At 61.6% G+C, this 20,490-nt stretch carries 19 protein-coding genes; 10 read left to right on the top strand and 9 right to left on the bottom strand.

Annotated features, from left to right (window positions below):
• Positions 1–3 precede the first annotated feature (3 nt).
• The 5 genes from FHX10_RS29675 to FHX10_RS29655 all read left to right on the top strand — a co-directional run bounded on the left by FHX10_RS29675 (position 4) and on the right by FHX10_RS29655 (position 4,217).
• On the top strand, positions 4–636 hold the full coding sequence (locus tag FHX10_RS29675; protein WP_063473741.1) for an ABC transporter permease: 633 nt from the start codon (positions 4–6) through the stop codon (positions 634–636).
• Positions 633–1,268 carry an ABC transporter permease gene (locus FHX10_RS29670; protein ID WP_047619135.1) on the top strand — a complete coding sequence of 212 codons (636 nt, stop codon included), beginning with the start codon at positions 633–635 and terminating at the stop codon, positions 1,266–1,268. Before FHX10_RS29675 ends, FHX10_RS29670 begins: the two co-directional genes overlap by 4 nt.
• 22 nt (positions 1,269–1,290) lie before the next feature.
• Entirely contained in the window at positions 1,291–2,232 is a 942-nt protein-coding gene (locus tag FHX10_RS29665) for an ABC transporter ATP-binding protein (protein WP_063473740.1), read from the top strand.
• A 281-nt stretch (positions 2,233–2,513) separates the two neighbouring features.
• Positions 2,514–3,608: a hypothetical protein gene (locus FHX10_RS29660; protein ID WP_063473739.1), complete on the top strand. Its 1,095-nt coding sequence runs from the start codon at positions 2,514–2,516 to the stop codon at positions 3,606–3,608.
• Between the two features lie 162 nt (positions 3,609–3,770).
• Positions 3,771–4,217 (top strand): GNAT family N-acetyltransferase, encoded by a 447-nt coding sequence (locus tag FHX10_RS29655; protein ID WP_063473738.1) that lies wholly within the window; start codon positions 3,771–3,773, stop codon positions 4,215–4,217.
• A gap of 90 nt (positions 4,218–4,307) precedes the next feature.
• Here the strand turns inward: FHX10_RS29655 and FHX10_RS29650 are convergent, their stop codons facing one another.
• The 9 genes from FHX10_RS29650 to FHX10_RS29610 form a co-directional block, all read right to left on the bottom strand.
• Positions 4,308–5,051, bottom strand: a complete 744-nt coding sequence (locus tag FHX10_RS29650) for an ABC transporter ATP-binding protein (protein WP_063473737.1) — start codon at positions 5,049–5,051, stop codon at positions 4,308–4,310.
• A complete protein-coding gene (locus FHX10_RS29645) occupies positions 5,048–5,905 on the bottom strand; it encodes an ABC transporter ATP-binding protein (RefSeq protein ID WP_063473736.1) in 858 nt (285 codons plus the stop codon). The genes FHX10_RS29650 and FHX10_RS29645 overlap by 4 nt, the downstream gene beginning before the upstream one ends.
• Positions 5,902–6,837 carry an ABC transporter permease gene (locus tag FHX10_RS29640; protein WP_063473735.1) on the bottom strand — a complete coding sequence of 312 codons (936 nt, stop codon included), beginning with the start codon at positions 6,835–6,837 and terminating at the stop codon, positions 5,902–5,904. The genes FHX10_RS29645 and FHX10_RS29640 overlap by 4 nt, the downstream gene beginning before the upstream one ends.
• Positions 6,838–6,841: 4 nt before the next feature.
• Positions 6,842–7,939, bottom strand: coding sequence for an ABC transporter permease (locus FHX10_RS29635; RefSeq protein WP_063473734.1), 1,098 nt, complete (start codon positions 7,937–7,939; stop codon positions 6,842–6,844).
• Positions 7,940–7,944: 5 nt separating this feature from the next.
• Complete coding sequence (locus tag FHX10_RS29630) at positions 7,945–9,531, bottom strand: ABC transporter substrate-binding protein (protein WP_047619113.1); 1,587 nt, start codon at positions 9,529–9,531, stop codon at positions 7,945–7,947.
• A 67-nt stretch (positions 9,532–9,598) separates the two neighbouring features.
• On the bottom strand, positions 9,599–10,552 hold the full coding sequence (locus tag FHX10_RS29625; RefSeq protein WP_047619110.1) for a dihydrodipicolinate synthase family protein: 954 nt from the start codon (positions 10,550–10,552) through the stop codon (positions 9,599–9,601).
• Positions 10,553–10,612: 60 nt separating this feature from the next.
• Positions 10,613–11,488 carry an SMP-30/gluconolactonase/LRE family protein gene (locus tag FHX10_RS29620; protein WP_063473733.1) on the bottom strand — a complete coding sequence of 292 codons (876 nt, stop codon included), beginning with the start codon at positions 11,486–11,488 and terminating at the stop codon, positions 10,613–10,615.
• A complete protein-coding gene (locus FHX10_RS29615) occupies positions 11,485–12,315 on the bottom strand; it encodes an NAD-dependent epimerase/dehydratase family protein (RefSeq protein ID WP_063473732.1) in 831 nt (276 codons plus the stop codon). The genes FHX10_RS29620 and FHX10_RS29615 overlap by 4 nt, the downstream gene beginning before the upstream one ends.
• Positions 12,316–12,336: 21 nt before the next feature.
• Positions 12,337–13,050: a FadR/GntR family transcriptional regulator gene (locus tag FHX10_RS29610; RefSeq protein WP_047619104.1), complete on the bottom strand. Its 714-nt coding sequence runs from the start codon at positions 13,048–13,050 to the stop codon at positions 12,337–12,339.
• Positions 13,051–13,364: 314 nt separating this feature from the next.
• Between FHX10_RS29610 and FHX10_RS29605 the strand changes: the two genes are divergently transcribed.
• The 5 genes from FHX10_RS29605 to FHX10_RS29585 all read left to right on the top strand — a co-directional run bounded on the left by FHX10_RS29605 (position 13,365) and on the right by FHX10_RS29585 (position 20,483).
• Positions 13,365–15,302 carry an ABC transporter substrate-binding protein gene (locus FHX10_RS29605; protein ID WP_063473731.1) on the top strand — a complete coding sequence of 646 codons (1,938 nt, stop codon included), beginning with the start codon at positions 13,365–13,367 and terminating at the stop codon, positions 15,300–15,302.
• A gap of 120 nt (positions 15,303–15,422) precedes the next feature.
• The gene (locus FHX10_RS29600; RefSeq protein WP_063473730.1) at positions 15,423–16,409 is read left to right on the top strand and encodes an ABC transporter permease; all 987 of its coding nucleotides are present in this window, start codon (positions 15,423–15,425) and stop codon (positions 16,407–16,409) included.
• A gap of 9 nt (positions 16,410–16,418) precedes the next feature.
• Positions 16,419–17,540, top strand: coding sequence for an ABC transporter permease (locus FHX10_RS29595; protein WP_063473729.1), 1,122 nt, complete (start codon positions 16,419–16,421; stop codon positions 17,538–17,540).
• 7 nt (positions 17,541–17,547) lie between these two features.
• Positions 17,548–19,269, top strand: a complete 1,722-nt coding sequence (locus FHX10_RS29590; protein ID WP_063473728.1) for an ABC transporter ATP-binding protein — start codon at positions 17,548–17,550, stop codon at positions 19,267–19,269.
• Positions 19,266–20,483, top strand: a complete 1,218-nt coding sequence (locus FHX10_RS29585) for a mandelate racemase/muconate lactonizing enzyme family protein (RefSeq protein ID WP_063473727.1) — start codon at positions 19,266–19,268, stop codon at positions 20,481–20,483. Before FHX10_RS29590 ends, FHX10_RS29585 begins: the two co-directional genes overlap by 4 nt.
• The last annotated feature ends 7 nt before the right edge of the window (positions 20,484–20,490 follow it).

Genomic DNA, 20,490 nt, shown 5'->3' with positions numbered 1-20,490 from the left:
ACGATGAAATGGGTCCCCAAACATCTCGACCGGCTCTTCGACGCGCTGTTGGAGCACCTCTATCTCGTTTTTTCCTCGGTCGGCATTGCCCTGGTGATCTCGCTGATCGTCGGGATATGGGCGGCGAGGCGGCCGCGGAGTTTTGCGGCCATCGTCATCTTCACCGGCATCCTGTTCGCCGTGCCGAGCCTGGCGCTGTTTGCGCTTCTGATCCCCATCATGGGCATCGGGGCGGCACCCGCCATAACCGGTCTTGCCGCCTACTCGCTGATGATCCTGATCCGCAATATCGGCATGGGATTTCAGGCTATTCCGCGTGACATATTGGAAGCTGCTGATGGCATGGGCTACGGCACGGCACGGCGGATCTGGGAAGTAGAACTGCCGCTGGCCATGCCCTATATCGTCGGCGGCATCCGCATCGCCATGGTGACGGTCATCGGCATCGCCACCGTTGCCGCCTATATCAATGCCGGCGGGCTCGGCGTCATCATTTTCGAAGGCATCGACCAGCGCTTTCCCGAAAAGATCATCGCCGGCGGGCTGCTGACGTCATGTCTGGCGCTCTTTGCCGACTGCTGTTTTGCCTCCTTCGAAAGGCTGCTGCGCCGGCGCAGCGGGGGGAAGCCGGCATGATCGTGATCGATGCATTCAGCTGGATCTTCAACAATTCCGGCACCTTCTTCAACGCGTTCAATCGCCATCTTCTGATGTGCGCCCTCTCGCTCGGCATCGCCTTCGTCATCGCCGTGCCGCTCGGATTTGTCGTCGCACGGGCACCACGCGCCGCCTTTGCGGTGGTCAATATAGCCGGCGCCTTGCGCTCCATCCCGAGCCTGGCGATCCTGTCGGCGACGATGCCTTTTCTCGGCATCGGATTGCTGCCGTCGGTGATCGCCCTCATCGTCCTGGCCGTGCCGCCGCTATTGTTGAACACGATCATTGGCATCCGCGAGATCGACGCCTCGGTGATCGATGCGGCGGATGGAATGGGCATGAGCGCCGGACAGATGCTGTGGGAGATCGAACTTCCCCTGGCCGTTCCCGCGATTCTGTCGGGCGTCAGGACGAGCGCCATCCAGGTCATCGGCGGGGCGGCGCTGGCCTCTTTCATCGGCGGCGGCGGGCTTGGCGATTTCATCAATGCCGGCATTGCGATCATGAACATGCCGCGCCTTCTTGTCGGAGCGGTGCCGATTGCCCTGCTCGCAATCTTTGCGGAATTGGCCTTCGGCGCCCTGGAGCGCCTCTTCACTCAACGGCGCTGAGCGGCCGAAAGCGGATATCAGGATGATTCATCTCGATCATGTTACCAAGAACTACGACGGAAGCGGCCAGCATGCGGTCGACAACCTCGATCTCCTGATCGAGACTGGTACGACGGTTGCCCTGATCGGTCCTTCGGGCTGCGGCAAAACCACGACCATGCGGATGATCAATCAGTTGGAGACCCCGACGACGGGACGTGTGCTGGTCGACGGCAGGGATATCGCCCGGGTCGACCAGAAGGAGCTGCGCCGCAGCATCGGCTATGTCATCCAGCAGGTCGGTCTGTTTCCGCATATGTCGATCGCACGCAATGTCGCGACCGTCCCGCGGCTTCTCGGCTGGGAAAAGGCGCGCAGCAATCGCCGCGTCGACGAACTCCTGGATCTCGTCGGTCTTGATCCGGCCATCATGCGGCAGCGTCTGCCGCATGAATTGTCAGGCGGGCAGCGCCAGCGCGTCGGTTTCGCGCGTGCACTCGCAGCCGACCCCGCAATCATGCTGATGGACGAACCGTTCGGCGCGATCGATCCGATCACCCGCGTCCGGCTTCAGGACGAATTCCGCGATATTTTGAGGAAGGTGAAGAAAACCGTCGTCATCGTCACGCATGACCTCGATGAGGCTATCAAGATGGGCGATCGCATTGCGATCATGCGGGATGGCCGCCTCCTTCAATATGATAGCCCGCAGGAAATCCTTGCGCGTCCCGTCAACGAATTCGTCGAGAGTTTCCTCGGCCCCGACCGAGCCATAAAGAGGCTCAGCTTGATTGCCGTATCGACGATCATGACCGCGCCGGAACCGTCCAACGGCGATGCCGAGATCGCCGCTGACGCCACGGTTCACGATGCCTTGGCGCTCATCCTCTCCGGTGAGATGCCGGGCCTGCATGTCAGGTCAGCCGATGGGACGCTTGCGGGATATCTGTCGCGAGACACCTTGTTGCGCGCCAATCGGCTGTAGAGCTCACCTGCTAAGCAGATGCGAGCGCAGCGCCGAGGACACGAACCATCGATATTGGAGCGCAACTCACCGACTCGCTCGCGGTGCGCGAAGGGATCAACATGCCAATGCTACCCACGCGCGCTGAAAGGGATTGCCGATCGCCCGCCTCAGGCTGTAGATCGGTATCACACAATGGGATTGTGTGAAGCCGGTCGCAATGGCGTCAACGCCGCTCATTCATCATCGGCTGTCTGAAGCTTTACCAGCGCGCTGCGCTGTCACATAAGGGGTCGACGCCATTGTCTTCGCTTGTTCTTCCTAGTCGCCCGCTTTCGTTGGCGCGCAACGTCATCTCCACGCCAAATGCTTACTTCTGGTCAACGCCTATCATCCTGGCACTGGCTATCTTTCTCTTCGTTTCGGCAGCGCCAGGCGTGATCCGCGATTTCCAGATCAGCCAGAACCCCTTGGTGCTCGAAAACGGCGATGTGCAAAACGGGCGATGCACGACGCGCAAAGCCATCTTCACGGATTGCGAAGCACGCCTTGTCTACAATTACGGCGGACGGGACTACGACACCGAGGTCGAGGTCATGTTCGTCGATTTCCATACCGGCGACTATGAAACTGGCCTTGTGATCTCAGCCGATCATCCGGAACTCGCGACGATGAGCCTCGGTCTGGATATGCTCTGGAACCGGATCATCACGCTGACTGTGTTTGTCATCCTGCTTGGCGGCATGAGCCTGGGTATGATTTTTCTCGGTATCCGCATTTGGCGGGTCAAGGGCCAACTGCGCCGGCCTGCCATGCTGACCCCTGTCCCGGTCGAGGTGACCGCATTCGACCGCAAACGCGGCGTCCTTTCCATCACCTATAATGACAAGATCGCCGCCGACAAAACGGGGCGATCGGCTTACACGCGCATGAAGAATGGAGAAGAGCCGCTCATCGTCGGTGAAGCCAAGGGCAAAGCGATCGGACTGGCTGTCAGGCACGGCAATACTGCTCTTCCGGTGCTTCTGGACGATCGTCTGCAGCGCGTCGAGCTTACGAATGATGAGCGTGCCGCCGCTCTTGCATCTCTTGCGTCTCAGCAAGAAGGCGATCGGAATGCGACGGTCTTGGTCGAAGAGCCCAAAAAGGCGGTATCGATCTGGAAGCGGCTGCAGATTTTCTTCGGTGTGTTGCTCCTGATCGTCGTCGGTGTGGTCGGCTTCTGGCTTTGGTACGTCACGAGCTCCACGACACAATTTCAATCGCCTGGCATGGATATCAACAATCTCATGCCGGCGCCGTTGAACGAGTGGGGATGCCAGCAGCTCAAGAAGCGGTTCGATCAGGATCGTGCGCCGTTTGGTTGCGTCGCTGACGATTACACAAGTTGGAAATAGGGACTTTCAATGGCGGGCTCAGCCGGGAGGACTGGCTCGGCCTGCCTGGCGCCTAGCCATTTTGGGGATAAGCTCGGAAAAAATCTGCGGATGCAGGCAACACACCATTGCGAAACCAACCGCGCTCGGCAAATGTCACCTCACGTAGCGTGAGACAAGTTCATGTCATTTCGGATCGAACGTCTGGTTGAAAAACACGTCAGCGGCGCGGCCGACGTATTGGTAAGAGCCTATGCCCTGCCGCCGTGGAACGAGAGCTGGTCCCTTGAGGCGGCTGCGGAAAATGTGACCTATGTGCTTGAAACCCCTAGATCGGTTGCGCTGGCGGCGGTTGATGAAGGCAAGGTGCTCGGGATTGCGCTGGGCGTACGACAGCGGCGCCACACCGGCCCGGTGATTTACTTGGACGAGCTTTCAGTGCAACCCGACGCACAGGGTAAGGGAATAGGCACTGCTCTGCTTTCTGCAATGTTTGAAACAGCCAAAGCTGAAGGGTGTAATAGCGTCTGGCTGATCTCGCAGCGAGGTGGGGCGCTGTCGGAGTTCTATCAGCGTTGCGGATTTGCTATGAGAGACGAGCTTGGCCTGTACTCCAGATCGAGCGGATAGTGCTGGATTGGGAGTCTCTGATCCGCCATTGACGATCCTGAGGATGGCGGGCCTGCGACGACGTCGAGCCGCCGCGCATCGATCGAGAATTTACGCCTTTCCATACATCTGGCTCGCCCGCAGCAGGCGTTGCGAATAGGGATGCTCGACCGCGCCTCTGCGCAGGGCTGCGATATCGACCTGTTCGACGATCTCGCCGGCTTCCATAATGGCGACGCGGCTGCACATATGGGAGACGACGGCGAGATCATGGCTGACGAGCAGATAGGTGAGGCCGCGTTCCCGACGCAAATCCTGAAGGAGATTGAGGATTTCGGCCTGAACCGACACGTCGAGCGCAGATGTCGGTTCGTCGAGAAGCAGAACATCCGGGTCCAGCATCAGGGCGCGGGCGATCGCCACACGCTGCCGCTGTCCGCCGGACAGCTGGTGCGGAAATCGGTAGCTCAGCGCCGGATCGAGGCCGACCGATCTCAGGACGGCATTCACGTCGACGGAATTCGTATCCAGTCCCTGGTTGCGCAGCGGCTCTTTCAGCTGCGAGCGGATGGTTTTGCGCGGGTGGAGCGACCCGTAGGGGTCCTGGAACACCATCTGCACCCGGCGGAAGAACGGCCGGCTGCGCTGCCGGTCCAGCGTCTCGCCCTGGAGCGAGATCCGGCCGTCATAATTGGCGTTGAGGCCGGAAAGCGCCCTGAGCACGGTGGATTTTCCGCAGCCGGACTCGCCGACCAGGCCGAAGGCCGTGCCGCTCTCGATGGCGAGGCTGATGTCTCTGACGACGGGTCGCTGGCCATGCCCGAAACGGATCGTGAGATTGTCGATCTTGATCACCGCGGCGCCTCCAATACGGGTTCGTCGAGCCAGGCCGGATCGCGTTTGAGGATCGGCAGCCGGGCAGGGGGATTGTCGATCGTCGGCAGGGATGCGAGCAGCCCTTGCGTATAGGGGTGTCTGGCCTTGTCGAGATCGCGCGCCTCGAGCACTTCGACGACCCGCCCCGCATACATGATGAGGACGCGATCGCAGAAATTCCTGATCAGATTGAGGTCGTGACTGATGAAGATCAGGCCGAGATTGCGGCGTAGCACGAGCTCGTCGAGCAGCGCCAGGATTTCGAGCCTTACCGTCACGTCGAGTGCCGACGTCGGCTCGTCGGCGATCAGCACTTCGGGTTCGGCGATCAGCATCATGGCGATCATCGCGCGCTGGCCCATCCCGCCGGAGATTTCGTGCGGATAAAGGCGGGCCACGCGCTCGGGATCGCGAATCTGGACGGCTTCGAGCATATCGAGCGCTTGGCGGGAGGTCTGCTTGGTGCTCGCCTTGGGATGATGGAAACGATAGGTTTCGGCGATCTGTTCGCCGATCCGCATGACAGGATTGAGCGAATATTTCGGGTCCTGCAGGATGAGCCCGATCCGCCGCCCCCTGATCGTCATCATCGTTTTCTCGTTTGCCTTGAGCAGATCCACGTCGCGAAAGCGCATCCGCTCGGCATTGACGATCGCGGTCGGCGGTAAGAGCTTCATGATCGCCCGCCCGACAGTGGATTTTCCCGATCCGGATTCACCGACGATCCCGAGTTTTTCCTGTCCGAGCGCGAAGCTGACGCCGCGCACGGCCCGCACCTGTCCACCGCCGAAGGCGATTTCGAGGTTTCGAATATCGATCAAGGGCTCGGTCATTCTGAACCTCGGGGATCAAGCACATCGCGGAGCGCATCGCCGACGAGGTTGAAGGCGAGGCTGACTAGCGCAATGGCAATGCCGGGTGCGGCGATGACCCAGGGGCTGTCGAGCATGAACTCACGGCCGCTCGCGGCCATCGAGCCCCATTCCGGCCATGGCGGCTGCGCACCGAGGCCGAGGAAGCCGAGACCAGCGGCGGTGATGATGATGCCGGCCATATTGAGGGTGACGCGGACGATCACCGAGGGAATGCACATCGGCAGGATGTGGCGGGTGATGATTGCGATTGAGCTCGCGCCCTGCAGGCGCACGGCGGCGATATAGTCCGCCTTGCGAAGGCTGAGCGTTTCGGCCCGCGCGAGGCGCGCGATCGGCGGCCAGGCCGTCAGCGAAATTGCGATGATTGCGTTGGTGATGCCCGGTCCGAGCGCTGCGGCAAAACCGAGCGCCAGCACCAGCCCGGGGAAAGACAGGAAAATGTCGGTGACGCGCATCAGGATTTCATCGATGATGCCGCCGAAATAACCTGAGACGGTGCCGATCAGCAGGCCGAGCGGGGCGACGATGATCGTGACGAGCATGATGATGTAGAGCGTCGTGCGGGCGCCATAGATCACCCGGGAGAACACATCGCGGCCGAAATTGTCGGTGCCGAGCCAATGGCTTGCCGATGGCGCGGCAAGCCGCCCGGCCATGTCCTGGACGATCGGATCGTAGCTCGTCAGCAAGGGGGCGGCCGTCGCTACCACGATCAGCAGCACGATGATGGCGAGTCCGGCGAGGCCAAGCGGGTGCAGGCTGAATTTCAGCCAGCCCTGATGGATTTGCTGCGCGGACGATTGAAACCAGCCTCGCGGCTCCGGCGCGAGCAGCCATTTGCGAAAGCCGCCGGTGTCAACGCTGTCTGCGTGCTCAGAGGAAATCGTCATGGCGTCACCGTGTCCTCGGATCAAGAATGCGATAGAGGAAGTCCGACAGGATATTGATCGTCAGGAAGACGGCGCCGATCGTCAGCACCGAGCCCATGACGACATTCATGTCATTCATCTGCAGCCCTCGGGTCAGGTACTGGCCGAGCCCCGGCCATCCGAAAACCGTTTCGATCAGCACCGCTCCTTCGAGCAGCCCACCGAAGGTCAGCGCCATGATCGTCAAAAGCTGCACGCGGATGTTCTTGAAGGCATGGCGCCAGACGACCTTGCGGGTGCCGAGCCCCTTTGCCCGCGCAGTGATGATGTATTCCTGGCTGAGCTGCTCCAGCATGAAGCTGCGCGACATGCGGCTGATATAGGCGACGGAATAATAGCCGAGGATCGCCGCCGGCAGGATGATGTGGCCGAGAGCGTTGTGAAACACGTCCCATTGCTGCTGCAGCGCTGCGTCGATCAGGAGAAAGCCGGTCATGGGTGTGACGAGACCTTCGTAGAAGACGTCGATGCGGCCGGATGCGCCGACGAGCTTGAGCTTGGCATAGAAGATGAAGAGCGCCATCAGCCCGGTCCAGAAGATCGGAATGGAATGGCCGGCAAGGGCGACGATGCGGGCGACGTGGTCGATGACAGTTCCGCGTCTGACGGCAGCCGTGATCCCCAGGGGAACGCCGATGATGGCGCCGATGATCATGGCGATGACCGCAAGCTCGATGGTGGCGGGAAAGATCGTCATGAGGTCGGTGAGGATTGGTTGGCCGGTCGTCGCCGAGGTGCCGAGATCGCCTGTCGCGATCTTCCCGACATAGGCGAGGAACTGCATCCAGACGGGTTGCCCGAGCCCCAGCTCATGATAGACGCGATCATAAACCTCCTTGCTGACCTCCGCTCCGGTGATGGCGAGCACCGGGTCGGCAGGCAGCAGACGACCCATCGAAAAGGTCAGGAAGAGAAGGCCGAGCAGCGTCGTCACCACAGCCACGACCCGCCCTGCCAAGCGCCGCAACAGGTTCACCAGAGGGTGCGGGGCCGCCTCGGCGAACCCGCCCTCCGCAGAACGGGTGCCGCTCTCCCGCTTCGATGTCAGATCGGCGCTCGCCACGCGTTCTACTCCTTGGTCACGTCGTGCCAGCGCGTCGACCAGGTCGTGTGCCCGTGATAGTTCTTGACGTTGGCGCGCGTGACATAGGGGTCGGTTCGCTGGAAGAAGATGACGAGCGGCGAGGCCATGCCGGCATAGATGCCGTCCATCTTCTTGAAGATGTCAGTGCGCTTGCCCGTATCGCGCTCCTTCATCGATTGGTCGACGAGTGTGTTGAGCTCGTCCACTTTCATGCCGGCGCGCCAGAGATAATAGCTGCCGAGACGCGCCTCGTCGCTGTTGTCGGGATTGTAGGCATATTGCGTGGCGACAGCGAAAGGATCAGGCAGTCGGGCGCCGGAATTGCCGAGCAGCACCTCGTATTTCCGCTCGCGGAAGGCGGGCGTGAATTCGCCGGGCACGAGATCGAGATCGAGGCCGGCAGCACGGGCGCTCGCCTGCAGCGCTTCGGCGAAGGGCAGTGTCGCCGCGCCCGATGGATTGAGCACCTTCTTCAGGCCATTGGGGTAGCCGGCTTCCGCCAGCAGCTGTTTGGCTTTGGCAGGATCATAGTCGTAGTGGGAGGCAGCTTCCTCGGGCGCGCCGATCATGCCGCGCGGGATCATCGACTGCCAGGGAAAACCGGTATAGCGCATGATGTTGCCGGAGATCGCCTTCCAGTCGAAAGCATGCTGGAAGGCCTCGCGAACCTTCGGCTTCTGCAGATCCGGGTCTTTTTGGTTGAGGGCGATGTAATAGAAGCCCAGACCCGGAACGCTCTCGATCACCACGTCCTTGTTGTTGGACAGGGCATCGAGGTCGCCGCTTGCCAGATACTGGCCGACATCGACATCTCCGGCTTCGAGCTGCAGTCTGAGGTTGCCGGATTCTGGGATATGCCGAGCGACGACGCGGGCCATGGCCGGCTTGCCGCCCCAGTAGTTCGGCTGCGCGTTGAAGATCGCAACATCGTTCGGCCGCCATTGCGCCAGCGCGAACGGGCCGCTGCCGGCAGAATTGGCAGAAAGCCAGGCGCCGCCGAAGTCGCCGTTTGCCTCATGCGAGAGTGCCGTCTTCTTGTCGATGATGCCGATCGACGAGCCGGCTAGCGAATAGAGCACCAGATCGGTGTTCACGGCCTGCGGCAGCTCGATCTCAAGCGTGTGTTCGTCCTTTGCCCGAACGAGCTTTTCGACGTTGTCTGATGTGAAGCCCCAGAGCGCGACATCGGTGGAGCCGACCTGGCCCATCTTGATAACGCGCTGGATCGACCAGGCGGCATCATCGGCTGTTACCTTGTTGCCGCTCTGGAAGACCGCGTCGTCGCGCAATGTCAGCGTGATGATCTTGCCGTCCGCCGAGACGCTCCATTGCGTCGCGAGCATCGGCTTCAGCGTTTTTAGATCGTCCGGTGACAGTTGCACGAGGTTGTCGTAGAGATTGGAGATCAGCTCGGAAACCGTGCGGGCATTGTTCTGGGCCGGATCGAGCGTTCTTATGCCGGTGAGATTCGTGCCGATGACCAGCATGTTTGGCGGCGATGCAGCCCAGCTCGGCTGTGCCGCCGTCAGGGCGCCCGTTATCGCGATCGTTGTCAGTAGCTGTTTCAGCATCTCAAGACCTCCCAATCCTGTGGCGCGGCCATGCCGGCACCTGTTGCTTGCGGAAATAATGTCGGCCTCAGACGGCGGCCTTTGAAGTCTCCTGCCGGTTCGGATCCGTTTGAACATTGCCCTCGGCCTCCCAGCTTCGAAGCAGCCGATGAAGTTCCTCGCGGTCATGCTGGTCGAGCAGCGGCAAGCCCGGCACACGCACCGGGCCGACATCGAGACCGGAATAGCTGACCGCCTCTTTCACGACGGTCACGTTGGCGCCGTTGCGGAATTTGGTCCGCATCCGCTCGAATGGTTCGAGCTTGTTGACGATCGCTCGTGCCGCGGCGAAATCGCCATTTTCAAGCGCATCGTGGACGGCAAGCGAGAGCTTCGGTGCAACATTGACGAGACCGGAAGTGAAGCCGCGCGCACCGGCTGCGGTGAATGTCGGCGCCCAGCTTTCTGCCAGGCCGCAGACGAACAGTGCACCGGCCGGGTCGGCGGCCGGGATCGCTCGCGACAGCAGCATCAGATCGGTCGTCGCAAACTTGATACCGGCAATATTGCCGTGATTTGCGAGCCGAACGATCTCTGCGACACTGAAACCCTCGGCCCTGACATACGCGACCAGCGGCAGGGCGGAAGCATCCGCAAGATTGCAGAAATAGTCGATCTGGGCCGAAGGGGCCGCAAAAGGATCGACGGGCTGATGCGACATCACGGCGGAGGCGCCGATGCGGGCCGCGTCCTTTGCCATGCCGACCGCCTCGCGCAGCGACCGGCCGATCGCCGCCGTCACCGGCGCCTTGCCGTCGACACCTGACACCGCCGCCTCGTGGACGATCCTGATCTCCTCAGGCGTCAACGCATAAAATTCCCCGGTATTGCCGGCGGCAACGATGTTGTGGATGCCTGCTGCCGCCACCCGCTCATAGACCTTCGCCGTGATCCGGGGGTCGACTTCGCCGCTGCCGTCATAGGCGGTGACGGGAACACCCGATACGCCTGTGAGCGCCTTGCGCATGATTGCGATGCTCATCTTTCTTCCCCCTTAGCTTTCCATCAATCCGCCGTCACCCGACGGGTGATCGGCACGCTGTCATCCGAAACGGAAGGGCGCCAAGCCCTCTGCGTCCGCGTCGAAGGCGATGACCGTTCCCGCCTCGAAGCGTCCAGTGCGGTCGGTCGACAGGCTCGTGACGTAGAGGGTGCGCAGATCCGGCCCTCCGAAACACGGCATGGTCGGTGCGGCGACCGGCAGAATGTAGATCTCGACGATTTCGCCGTCGGGCGATATCCGGTTGAGGCGACCGGCGGATACGCCGGCGCTCCAGTAAAAGCCGTCACGATCGATGGCCGCTCCGTCCGGCCGCCCGTCGTCTTCCGTGAAGCTGCGAAGCCGGCGTCCTTCGCCGATTTCGCCCGTCGCCGGATTGAAATCGAATGCCTGCAGGAAACATTGCCGGCTGTCGGAGTGATACATCCGCCGGCCATCCGGCGACCAGGCAAGACCGTTGGAGCTCGTCAGTCCCGTTGCCACCGTCCGCGCGCTGCCGTCGGCGCCAACCCGGAAAAGAGCGGCGTCGTTTACTTGCGGCTTGGCTTCGCTGATCGAGCCGACCCAGAAGTGTCGGTCGGGACCGACCTTGCCATCGTTGAGGCGGCCATTGATGTGGCGCCCGACCGGATCGCACAGGAACTCGAGATCGCCCGAGGCGGGCTCGAAGAGGTGGACGCCTGTCTGGAGGCCCACGACGATCCTGTTGTCACGGCAGAGCCCGAGGCTGCCGACCGGAGCCGGCATGTCGAAGCGGTCGACCTTCCCTTGCGCGGAGATGCGGACAACTGCCGGCGCCAGGATATCGACGAGCCACAGCGTGCCGGTCCGCTCGTCCCATACCGGGGATTCACCGACCGTCAGCGGTTGCTGGATCACGGAACGGACGTCCGGGCGGATGATGCGCGGTGCCGTCATGGAACCATCTCCAGGCTCTCGGCCAAGCCCTCGGCGTCCCGCATGCGGATGGTGCCGTCGTGATTGATCTCACAGAAGCCGCCACCCTGGAACGCAAGCGCCACCGGCCCTTCGGATCCCTGCTCGATGCGGGCATGGTCGCGTGGCCGGTCCTGTGGCTGGTAGCCGAGCCTCGCTGCCAGTTCGTTGTCCCACCATTTCTCGTCGGTGTCAGAAACGCCATAGACCACCGTCGCGGCGATCGACGGGTGCGACAGGCCGATCCTGACCAATTGCGCCAGGTCTCGTGCGCTGATCCAGATCGCGACGGATCGCTCGCTGTTGGGATAGGTGCCGGCATTGCCGATGCGGATCGAAAGGGAGCGAATGCCCGATGTGTCGTAGTAGAGCCCCGCCACCAGTTCGCCCCAGCATTTGGAAAGCCCATAAGGGCTGTCCGGGCGCATCGGATCGAGCGGCGAGACGAGCTGGCCGCGCGGATAAAAGCCGGTGGCATGATTGCTCGAGGCATAGACGACCCTGGGAATTTTGTTGATCCGCGCCGCCTCGTAGAGATTGTAGGTTCCCAGCACATTGGCCTGCAGGATGGCGTTCATATCGATGCCGCTTGCAATGCCCGCCAGGTGGACGATGCCGTCGATATCTTCAAGCGCAGCGGTGGCCTCATCGACATTGGCGAGATCGGCCTTCACGAAATGCTCGTTTTCGCCAAGCCCGGCAGGCTCCTCGAGATCGATCAGGCGCAGATGCTCGACATGCGAGCGAAGCAGCGGGCGCAGCAGCGTTCCGACACGTCCGGCGGCACCCGTCACAGCGACCCGTTTCATCGTTCTTCCTCCCATTCTCGCTCAAACGCCCTGGAACATGCGGGCGCGAGCATTCAGTATGTGTCTCTTCATCGCATCGTGAGCGTCGGTTTCCCGCCGCGCGAAGATCGCCTCCACGATCACCGCATGCTCATCCTGGACGCTGCGAATCTGCTCCAGCGTTCGTTTCAAGCTCAGGCTTCGTGTCACGGAATGCCCGATGGCGAAATGCGGCCTGAACCATTCACGAACGGTGATGTGGAACTGGTTGCCGGTCGCCATGGCGATGGCATCATGCAGTGCCTGGTCTTCCTCAGCGCCAAGCTCCCCGTTGCGAAGGCATTGCTCGATCGCAAGAAGCGCTGCCGTTATCCGCTCCCTGTCATCCGGCTGCCAGTTTCGTGCGGCAAGCTCCGCAGCCTCGGCTTCGAGGCCGGCGCGGAATTCGAAAAAGCGCTGGACATCGGCGAGCGAGCCGACCGGCACCATTTTCAGCATCGACGAATCCGGCCTTTGCCGAACATAGGAACCGGATCCCTTGCGCGAAACGACCAGGCCATCGGCTCTTAAACGTTCGAGCGCCTCACGCACGACGGGCCTCGAGGCGCCGAAATCCGCGGCGAGCTTCGTTTCCGACGGCAGTCGTTCGTTCACCGGAAAGTTGCCGTCGGCGATCATCCCCACGATCTTCTCGTAGATGATGTCGCTGAAGCGCGTTGCGCCTCTGTTGGAAACGGCGTCGACTGCGAAAGTCATTATGGTCCTTTTCTCTCAAGCCACGCGGCGCCCCACGTACTCCCTGTCGCCGATCGTGAGGTCTTCTGTGTGGCCTACAGAATCTGACAGATCTGCCGCCGTTTTTGGTCTGGCGACAGTATTTTCAGCGGCATGACGCCTGCGGTGTCTGGCTGCATCGCTATCGAATTTGTAAATATCTGTCAACTCTTGTAATCATTTGAGAACGTGTCTATGGTTCGGTCCCAGCGCCGAGGAGGGCGCAAGCGGCAGGTCGGGAGCCCGCCGCATCAGCCGGTGCAAAAGCTGTGCCGGCGCAAAAAGGGAGGAACTCGATGCCCAATGAAATTCTGTCGCGTGGTGTCACACGCCGCGCCGTGCTTGGTGGCATGGCTGGCGTCGCAGCGCTGTCCATCGCCGGCCGCGCTTTCGCCGCAGGCGGCGAAGCGCCGGCACTTGCGCAGCTCGTCAAAGACGGAAAACTGCCGCCGCTTGCCGAGCGCCTGCCGAAAAAGCCGATGGTGGTGACGCCGTACGAGAAAGTCGGCACCTATGGCGGCTCGCTGCGGCGCGGCCTTCGCGGTTCATCGGACCATAACGGCATCCTGCGCATGGTCGGCAACCAGAGCCTTGTGCGCTGGAACCTCGATTTTACCGCCGTGCAGCCGAACCTTGCCGAACGCTGGGAAGTTAGCGACGACGCAAAGCAATTCACCTTCCATCTGATCGAAGGTGTTCGCTGGTCCGACGGCCACCCCTTCACGGCCGACGACGTCGTTTTTGCGATCGAAGACTGCGTCAAGAACACCGAGCTCTACAGCTCGACACCGGCGCAGCTTGCGGTCGCCGGCAAGCCGGTCACGGTCGAGAAGATCGACGATTATACGGTGAAGTTCACCTTTGCGGCGGCCAACGCGCTTTATCTCGAAAACCTCGCCACGCCGCTCGGTCAGCATCCGACATTGTTCCCGAAGCATTACTGCAGCCAGTTCCTGCCGAAATACAATCCCAATATCGAGGCCGATGCGAAGAAGGCCGGCGTCACCAGCTGGACGGAGCTGTTCCGCAGCCGTTGCGGCGATATCGAGATCCCGTCGCGGTGGGGCAATGTCGACAAGCCGACGCTCGATCCGTGGGTGGTCAAGGAGCCCTATGCCGGGGGTGCCACGCGCGTCGTCATGACCCGCAATCCCTATTTCTGGCAGGTCGATACCGAGGGCAACCAGCTTCCCTACATCGATGAAATCAACTTCGGCATCTCGCAGGACGTCGAATCGCTGATGCTGAACGTCATCTCCGGAAAGATCGATATCCAGGAACGCCATATCAGCGTTCTGGCCAACAAGCCGACGCTGTCCCAGAACATGGAGAAAGGCGATTATCGTCTGCTGACGCTGGTGCCTTCGGCCTCGCAACAGTGCCAGATCTACTTCAACATCACCCACAAAGATCCTGCCATGCGCAAGATGTTTGCGGATAAGGCGTTCCGGCAAGCGCTGTCGATCGGCATCAATCGCCCAGAACTCATCGACATCGTCTATTTCGGACAGAGCGAACCCTACCAGGCAGGACCGCGTCCGACCCATCCCTGGTATAACGAGAAATACGCGCGCCAGTTCACCGAATATGATGTCGACAAGGCGAGCGCGATGCTCGATGAAGCCGGCTACAAGAAGGGCAGCGACGGTTTCCGGCTGCGGCCCGACGGCCAGAAAGTGTTCTTCTCGATCGACGTCATTCCGACGCTCTATCCCGACCTCGTCGATGCCCTGGAATTGGTCAAGACGCATTGGGCTCAGATCGGTATAGACATGAAGGTCAACACGATCGAGCGGGCGCTCTATTACACTCGCGGCGACGACAACGCCCATGATGCGGCGGTGTGGCCGGGTCCTGGCGGTCTCGATCCGATGCTCGATCCGCGCGATTTCTTCGCCTTCCATCCTCAAGGATCGCGTTACGCCATTCCGTGGACGCTTTGGTACACCTCCAACGGTGCCCGCGGCGAAGAGCCCCCGGAAAGCCAGAAGAAGCGCATGAAGCTCTTCGACGAAGCGCGTTCGACGGCCGATCTCGACAAGCGCGGCGCGATCATGAAGCAGATCTTCGATATCGCTGCGGAGGAGTTCGAGACAGTCGGCCTATGCCTTGCCGTCGGCGGCTTCGGCATCATCCGCAACAATCTGCGCAATGTTCCCGAGAAGGAGCCGGATAGCTGGTCCTGGCCCAATCCAGGGCCTGCGATGCCGCAGCAATTCACCTTTACGAGCTGATTTCGAACTTGGCGCCGTGCCCAACGGTACGGCGCTTTCTTTCAGTTCGCCCTCCGAGATGCCTTGCCGGCTGACGGCCGACAGGGCCCGGAGGGCGGCGTTCAATGCAAGAGGCGCCTCATGCTGATCTTTATCGCCAAACGCTTCCTATGGATGATTCCATCGCTGTTTGCCGTCAGCTTCCTCGCTTTCGTGTTGATCCAGCTGCCGCCGGGCGACTATGTCACGACCTATATTGCGACGCTGGCCGCCTCCAACGAGATCGTCGATCAGAACACGGCGGCACAATTGCGCGAGCGCTTCGGCCTCGGCGATCCGATGCTCGTCCAATATTTCAAATGGATCTGGGGCATCCTCTCGCGCGGCGATTTCGGCATTTCCTTCGAGTGGCAGCAACCGGTCTCCGACCTGATCTGGGAGCGCATGGCGCTGACCCTCGTCCTGGCTCTGTCGACATTGATCGCCACCTGGGCGATCGCCCTGCCGATCGGCGTTTTCTCCGCCGTGCGCAAATATTCCATCGGCGACTATTTCTTCACCGCCTTCACCTTCTTCGGCCTGGCCGTTCCGTCTTTCCTGCTGGCGCTGGTGCTGATGTATATCGCGGCGGTCGAATTCGGCCAGGATGTCGGCGGGTTGTTTTCGGCGGAATACGAGAACGCGTCCTGGAGCTTCGCCAAGATGGTCGACCTGTTTTCGCATCTCTGGCTTCCCGTCATCATCCTGGCCGTCTCTTCGACGGCAAGCCTCATTCGCGTGATGCGCGCGAATATGCTCGACGAACTGCCGAAGCCTTATGTGACCACGGCACGGGCAAAGGGGCTCTCGGAGTTCCGGCTGCTGATGAAATATCCTCTGATGATCGCGCTCAATCCCTTCATCTCGACGATTGCCTGGCTGCTGCCCAACCTCATTTCCGGCTCCGTCGTCGTCGCCATCGTCCTCAATCTGCCGACGGCAGCACCCCTGCTGCTGCAGGCGCTGATGGCCCAGGACATGTATCTCGCCGGCGCCTTCGTTCTGCTGATCTGCGCGCTGACGCTGATAGGCTCTCTGATCAGCGACATCCTGCTTGCGCTGGTCGATCCCCGCATCCGGTTGGAATAGGAGCCTCACGTGGCCGACATCACCGTTACAAATATTCAGCCGGATCGCGCTGCCGTCGCATCGCAGTGGCAGCTCATCTGGTGGGCTTTCCGCCGGCACCGGCTCGCCATGGTCGCGCTCGTCGTCACCGTGATGATGTATATCGTCGCCCTTGTTCCCGGTTTCTTCGCCATCAACGATCCGAACCTGCAAAATGCGCGGGCGACTTTTCACCCGCCGCAGAAATTGCATCTGATCGATACTGCGAACGGTTTCTCCTTCGGCCCGCATTATTACCCGATGAAGCTGACTCGCGATCCGGAAACGCTGGCCGCTATCTTCAAGGAAGACACGACGAAGCGTGTCGACGTCCAGTTTTTCGGGCGCGGCTATGAATATTCCGTGTTCGGCCTGTTCAACACCAACATCCATCTGATCGCCTCGCCCGACAAGACGACGCCGCTGCTTCTCTTCGGTGCCGACAGGCTGGGGCGCGATGTCTTCAGCCGAACGGTACAGGGCTCGCAGATATCGTTGTCGATCGGCCTCGTTGGCGTATTCTTCTCACTGATTCTCGGCATCGTGCTCGGCGGCATCTCGGGATACTACGGCGGCCACATCGATTTCTTCCTGCAGCGGGTGATCGATTTCGTGCTGTCGCTGCCGACGATCCCGATCTGGCTGGCCATGGCCGCGGCCCTGCCGCAGGATTGGCCGGCGACGCTGCAATATATGATGATCACGATCATCCTGTCGCTGACCGGCTGGGCGCAGCTTGCCCGCGTCGTTCGCGGCCGCTTCCTGTCCCTGCGCACCGAAGAATTCGTCGCCGCCGCCAGGCTCGACGGCGTTCGCGAAAGACGCATCATCTTTCGCCACATGCTGCCGAGCTTCGCCAGCCACATCATTGCCTCGATCACGCTTGCGGTGCCGGCGATGATCCTTGCCGAAACCTCACTCTCCTTCCTGGGGCTTGGGCTGCAGCCGCCGACCATCTCCTGGGGCGTGCTGTTGCGCGAGGCCCAGAACATTCGCTCGATCGCCACGGCACCGTGGCTCTTCATGCCGGGCTGCGCCGTCGTCGTTGCCGTGATGGCGCTCAACCTTCTCGGCGATGGCCTGCGCGATGCAGCCGATCCCTACAACAAATGAGGCCGGCATGACCGATATCGTTCCCATTGCCGGCAAGCCGCTGCTGCAGGTGAAAAATCTGACCGTCGAATTCCCGCTGCGCACCGGCGTCTTTCGCGCCGTCAGCGATCTGTCCTTCACGATCGAGCCGGGCAAGACGCTCTGTGTCGTCGGCGAAAGCGGATCGGGAAAGTCGGTGACGGCGCGTTCGATCCTGCAGATCGTCGATGCGCCCGGCCGTATCTCCGGCGGATCGATCATCTTGAACGAACAGAACGGCGGCTCGATCGATCTGACCAGTCTCAATCCGCGTGGGCGCCAGATCCGGGCGATCCGCGGCCGCGACATCGCCATGATTTTCCAGGAGCCGATGTCGTCACTGTCGCCGATCCACACGGTCGGCAACCAGATCGTCGAGGCGCTTCGCCTTCACACCAGGATGAGCAAGGCAGAGGCGCGCGCCGAGGCCATATCGCTGCTCAAGCAGGTCGAGATTCCCTCGCCGGAAAAGGCGCTCGACCGATATGCCTTCCAATATTCCGGCGGCATGCGCCAGCGCGCGATGATAGCCATGGCGCTCGCCTGCAAACCGCAGCTCCTGATCGCCGACGAACCGACCACGGCCCTCGACGTGACGACACAGGCCGAAATTCTCGATCTGATCGCCCGGCTGCAGAAGGCCAAGGGCATGGCCGTTCTGTTCATCACCCATGACATGGGCGTCGTCGCGCAGATCGCCGACGATGTGCTCGTCATGCACAATGGCGTCGCCAAGGAATATGCGCCGGTCGAGCAAATCTTTCATGCACCGAAAGACGACTATACCCGCATGCTGATCGGCTCGGTGCTGAAGCTGGAAGCGAAGGCCGAAATTCGGCTGGAGCGCGCCCCGCTCGACACGACGGCGCCACCGATCCTCGAACTCCGCAATGTATCGATGGATTTCGGTGAAGTGAAAGCGCTGGACGATGTTTCCATTTCGCTTCTGCCGGGCGAGACGCTTGGGATCGTCGGCGAAAGCGGATCCGGGAAGACGACGATGGGCCGCTCGATCATGCGGCTGATTGATCCCACAGCAGGCGAAATCCTCTATCGCCGCGCCGACGGCGACATCATCGATCTGGCAACGGCAAAGGGTCAGACGCTCGCCGCCGCACGGCGGGAATTGCGGATGGTGTTTCAAGATCCTTTCGGCTCCCTCAACCCACGCATGACCGTCTCCCAGATCATCGGCGAGCCGCTGCTCGTCAATGGCGTGGCAAAGGGGCGGGCGCTGGACGAGCGCGTTTGCCACCTCATGGAGCAGGTCGGCCTAGACCCGAGGGCGCGCGAACGCTACCCGCACGCATTCTCCGGCGGCCAGCGCCAGCGCATCGGCATTGCCCGCGCCATCACACTCAATCCGCGTGTCATCGTTGCCGATGAGGCGACCTCGGCGCTCGACGTCTCCGTGCGCTCGCAGGTGCTCGATCTCCTGATGCGCCTGCAGGACGAACTCGGCCTCGCCTATATCTTCATCAGTCATGACATCGGCGTCATCCGCTACATGTGCGACCGTGTCGGCGTCATGTACAAAGGCCAACTCGTCGAAATCGGCGATGCGGAGAAAGTCTGCCGCACGCCCGAGCACGCCTATACGCAGGCGCTCATATCAGCCATCCCGCGCCCCGATCCGCGCGACCGCGATCATTCGCGGCGTTTCCGCTACGTCGCGCCGGAGATTCTGAAGAATGGGAGTTCTCTGCGATGAAAATCACCGGGATCCGCACGTTTCTCATGCATGCCGGTCAGCCCGATCCCTCCAAATGGGCCTCGGACGAGCGCTCCGGACATGGTGCGTCCAGACAGCTCGCCGGCACCCGGAACTGGCTCTTTCTGAAGATCGATACCGACGAGGGCATCACCGGTATTGGTGAATGCTCCGGCTGGCCGCGCGTCATCGAGACGGCGATCCATGATCTTGCACCCCTCCTTATCGGCGAGGATCCGGCCCATATCGAACGGCTGTGGCAGAAGATGCATATCGCCATGATGGGTCACGGCATGCTCGGGACGGTCGGCGGCGGTGCGATGACCGGCATCGACATGGCGCTCTGGGACATCAAGGGCAAGGCGCTCGGCGTGCCAGTCTGGATGCTGCTCGGCGGCAAGGTGCGTGATCGGATCCCGATCTATTCGCATGCGAATACGCCCGAGCGCGCGCTCGCCATCAAGGAGCGCGGCATCAAGGCGATCAAATGCGGCGGGGTTGCCGATCCCGTCCGCAAGGTTGCAGCTCTCCGCGACGCCGTCGGCGACGACATGGACATCGCCATCGATCTGCATGGGCCGCCATGGCTGACGCCAGCCGATGCCTGCCGGCTGGTGCGGGCGCTCGAACCTTACGAGCTGATGTGGGTCGAAGATCCGATCGCACCCGACAATATCGACGGCTACCGGCGCATCCGCGACGCAGCCCATGTGCCGCTCGCGGCTGGCGAGCGCTCGGCAACTATCTTCGGCGAGCGCGAGCTCATCGAGAAGGAACTGGTCGACGTGATCCAGCCGGATACCGGCCGGGCCGGCGGCATCACCCAGATGAAGAAGATCGCCGCCATGGCCGAGGCGCATCATATCCAGATGGCGCCGCATTCGGGCTCGCTCGGGCCGGTGGCCGAATATGCCGCCTTGCATCTGCTTGCGGCGATCCCGAACGCCCTCATTCTCGAGCGCCTTGACGACGACTGGGACGGCCGCCGCCAGACGATCGTGCCGCACCCTGTTCAGGTCGACGGCCTGATTGCGGTTCCCGACGGGCCGGGGCTCGGCTGCGATATCGACGAAGCATTCGTCGCTCGTTTTCCGAGCGGCGGCAATGTCTCCGTTCCCGTGCCGGAAGCTGCCGGCTCCTATAATCCCGGAACCTACAAAGAGCATCTCTACGTGCAGACGCGCGTCGCACGCCGCAGCTATTTCAATCGCTAGAAGGACA

The sequence above is a fragment of the Rhizobium sp. BK591 genome, assembly GCF_014195045.1.
GTDB lineage: Bacteria > Pseudomonadota > Alphaproteobacteria > Rhizobiales > Rhizobiaceae > Rhizobium > Rhizobium anhuiense.
Note: the sequence above shows the minus strand (reverse complement) of the source record. Positions and strands in the feature narration are given on the sequence as shown.